The following is a 3,122-nucleotide window of genomic DNA, read 5'->3' on the forward strand; positions in this document are numbered from 1 at the left end:
TTAGGTGCAGAATATAAGATCGATGAAAACTGGAGCCTACGCGCAGAATATCAACGCTACCAAGACATGTCAGATAATGTAATTGATAACCTAGACAGTGATTACTTTGGTATTGGTTTCAACTACACGTTCAGCACAGAAGAAGCATCTGTAGCACCAGCGCCCGTTGAAGACGTCATAGAAAGTCGCCCGGTAACACAAGTGATTGATCATGATTATCCAATGCAAACCAAAACCGTTCAATTTGACCTAGAAGGCTCAACGTTAAAAGACACAACCCCAGTCACTGAAACGGTTGAACTGATGAACACCTATCCGCAAGCTCGCGTAGAAATTACTGGCTACAGTGATACCACCGGCTCAGATGCGTATAACCAACAACTCACAGAGAAACGAGCTCAATCGGTCGCGGATCAATTCAAAGCACAAGGTATTGCTGATGAACGCATGACGGTTCGTGGATTGGGTGAAGCCAATCCAGTAGCAACTAATGAAACTCGTCAAGGCCGTAAAGCTAACCGTCGTGTTGAAATTGTCGTGCCTGCATTTCAATATCAAACTACTGAACAGGTAGCAGAATAATTAATCCACATTGAATAATGACCTATAAAGCCAGCAAACCTTGCTGGCTTTTTATCCCCCGGAACACTAATAACGCATCAATAGACATTCCCCTATTAATTTATGTTTCAATACGCAACGACCGGAATTGGAAGCATTACTGCGATTCATTCAACCAGGCGATCACATCAATGTTCATTCCATCGACCGCCTCGCCCGAAATTTAAAAGATCTCAGAATGCTGATCGATGAAGTCACAGCTAAAAAATGCTCAATACAATTTCATAAAGAAAACCTGCTTTTCACTAGTGAAAAAAATGCGTTTCAAGACCTAATGTTGAACATGCTTGGCGCGGTTGCAGAATTTGAACGTGCGATCATCAACGAACGTCGCTTAGAGGGTATCGCCAAAGCGAAAGAAAAAGGGGGTCGTTTCGGAAGAAACGATAAATATAGGACGTTACAGCGAAATCAATCAGCTTTTGGATGACGGGTTATCCATTAGGGCAGTCGCGACGCAATTGCAATGTGGTGTATCGACCGTTCAACGAGCAAAGGCTTACAAAATCGCATATAAAATAAAAAAAGCCTCACCCTAGGAGGGAGGCGAGGCAGTCAAAACATAACTTTAATTATCGACAGTGCTGTTCATCCAAAAAGATGGAACCAAGAGCAGAATCATCCACAAACTGCTCTTGGTTAAGGTACGAGATGCTTACATAGAGATTACAACCATCTGTACCAAAACAATATAGCCACGCAAAGTCGCCGCTTTGTTAGCTCTGCGTAAGGAAGTGAAGCCATACTAAACCTTAGCATTATGTTTTACTGCATTACTTCGCTTTTTTAATTATCCAAGTGAAAATAATGCGTTCTTCAGACTCAATCTCCAGCTGAGAGTGAATCAGTGTCGATAAACTTTTGCTAAACGTTTTATTTATCTCTAAGTGTTTTAGTCGCTTATTTGTACGAATGAGACGAGAGCGATCTCTTGACCAAGGTTTATCTACCACTCTTATAATAGGAGTTTGTCAAAAGGGGGAACGACTCGAGTGACTTTCGGCTCTGAGCAAGCGAGAAATAAGAGCGTCATATACAGAATGAATGGCTGGGTGATAGATAAAATTTCGGCTCTGAGCAAGCGAGAAATAAGAGCGTCATATACAGAATGAATGGCTGGGTGATAGATAAAACGCTTGTCATTTCCCAACAAGCGCCTCGATTTTAATGGGATACTAGTCACACCCAATAACAAGGAACGTCCTATGATAACGATGACGATCAAATCGAAGACCAAGCATCCGCTGGTCATGGTTGAGGCCGAGTTCTCAAGTGGAACGGTTTATGTCCGCTGTATTCTTTCACAAACCCCTCGCTTACTCGAACAATACAAAAAAGATAAGCAGTTTAAGCGAGCAGCCATACACACGCTGCATTAAACACCGCAAATGTGGCCTCAAAAAGATGACGAAGTACAAGGTGAATGGTTAACGGATTGGATTCTCAATGGTAAGAAGAACAAAAAAGGAACCTTACGATAACCTCTCTGCTCTAATCGCCGTATTTGTCAAAAACGAACTAAACTTAGAGTTTACTATGAAACGTTATTTTTTTACTCTTCTTCTCTCGTTAGCCAGTTATCAAACTCTAGCCGACGCTCCCAAAGACAACCCTGCTCAACCGGTTCAAACTCAACAGGTACTCAAGCCATTTGGACTTGATGACATCAGCGCAGCTCAACTGCAAGAAATGGCGAATATTCGAAATCAGTACATGACGCAGATAAATGCCAAACAACCCGCTATCGAAGATATTCAAAAAGACACCAAAGAATGGGAAACTCTCCTAAAAGCGTCCTCGTTTGATGAAGCAAAGACCCGTGTATTCCTGCAAAAGATGGCCAATCAACAGCTTGAAATGGAGTTACTCCAAGCCAAAGCAGATAACGCTACCTACAACGTTCTGACCCAACAACAAAAAGATGAGCTAGCCAAACGTCACCAAGCCAGTAAGTAACACTAAACATTATTGATGCGACGCTGACACCATCCAACTAAAGGCAGCACTCGTTCAATGCAAAGCATTTTTAAGATAAAAATTCATAGACATGAGTAAGCACGAGTTAAAGGGCTATTGGGGGGAGTTCAGGTTCGGATGAATCATAAACTTAACAAACACCACCATTTAGAAGCTCTTGTAGTGAGACATTCGGGTTATAATCGAAACGTTCGAGGCTTGTCATTTCGAGTAAAAGACGGACACTTGGCGTATCACAGTTATAGTGATAAAAGACAACGTAACGAATAGCAAATGAAAAATAGATCCAAGTCATTGGGTCTATTTGCTTCTTTAGAGCGGCAGTTCTAGAGATACGCCGAGAGCAAAATCCTGAACGTTGGTCAGGAGAAATCAGGAACTGCAAACCAGTTGGTGACGTTCATCTAAATCCAGAAAAAGAGGTTGCTTAATTAACAAGCAACTAGTGACAACTATCTTGAAAAGCGCCGAGCTTACCTGCCTCATCAAGCAAACCAAACACACCTTTTAACTCTTCAAGCTTC

5 protein-coding genes are annotated in these 3,122 nt (G+C 42.0%); all 5 read left to right on the forward strand.

Translation table 11 applies throughout. From position 1 onward, the window contains the following. A partial coding sequence (locus tag OU793_RS23880; protein WP_274647881.1) for an OmpA family protein occupies positions 1-582 on the forward strand: 582 nt, incomplete at its 5' end. A 127-nt stretch (positions 583-709) separates the two neighbouring features. Further along, the gene (locus tag OU793_RS23885) at positions 710-1,051 is read left to right on the forward strand and encodes a recombinase family protein (RefSeq protein WP_228490421.1); all 342 of its coding nucleotides are present in this window, start codon (positions 710-712) and stop codon (positions 1,049-1,051) included. Further along, positions 1,044-1,160 (forward strand): hypothetical protein, encoded by a 117-nt coding sequence (locus OU793_RS24960; RefSeq protein ID WP_323743475.1) that lies wholly within the window; start codon positions 1,044-1,046, stop codon positions 1,158-1,160. Before OU793_RS23885 ends, OU793_RS24960 begins: the two co-directional genes overlap by 8 nt. Positions 1,161-1,826: 666 nt before the next feature. Beyond that, entirely contained in the window at positions 1,827-2,000 is a 174-nt protein-coding gene (locus OU793_RS23890; protein WP_017449264.1) for a hypothetical protein, read from the forward strand. A gap of 157 nt (positions 2,001-2,157) precedes the next feature. Beyond that, complete coding sequence (locus OU793_RS23895; protein ID WP_129194448.1) at positions 2,158-2,577, forward strand: Spy/CpxP family protein refolding chaperone; 420 nt, start codon at positions 2,158-2,160, stop codon at positions 2,575-2,577. Positions 2,578-3,122 lie beyond the last annotated feature (545 nt).

Source organism: Vibrio sp. VP6, assembly GCF_028823755.1.
Classification (GTDB): Bacteria; Pseudomonadota; Gammaproteobacteria; order Enterobacterales; family Vibrionaceae; genus Vibrio; species Vibrio parahaemolyticus.

Bases quoted from the DNA above. Each gene is read 5' to 3' on its own strand.
- OU793_RS23890 (WP_017449264.1), top strand. From the start codon at position 1,827: ATGATAACGATGACGATCAAATCGAAGACCAAGCATCCGCTGGTCATG.
- OU793_RS23895 (WP_129194448.1), top strand. From the start codon at position 2,158: ATGAAACGTTATTTTTTTACTCTTCTTCTCTCGTTAGCCAGTTATCAA.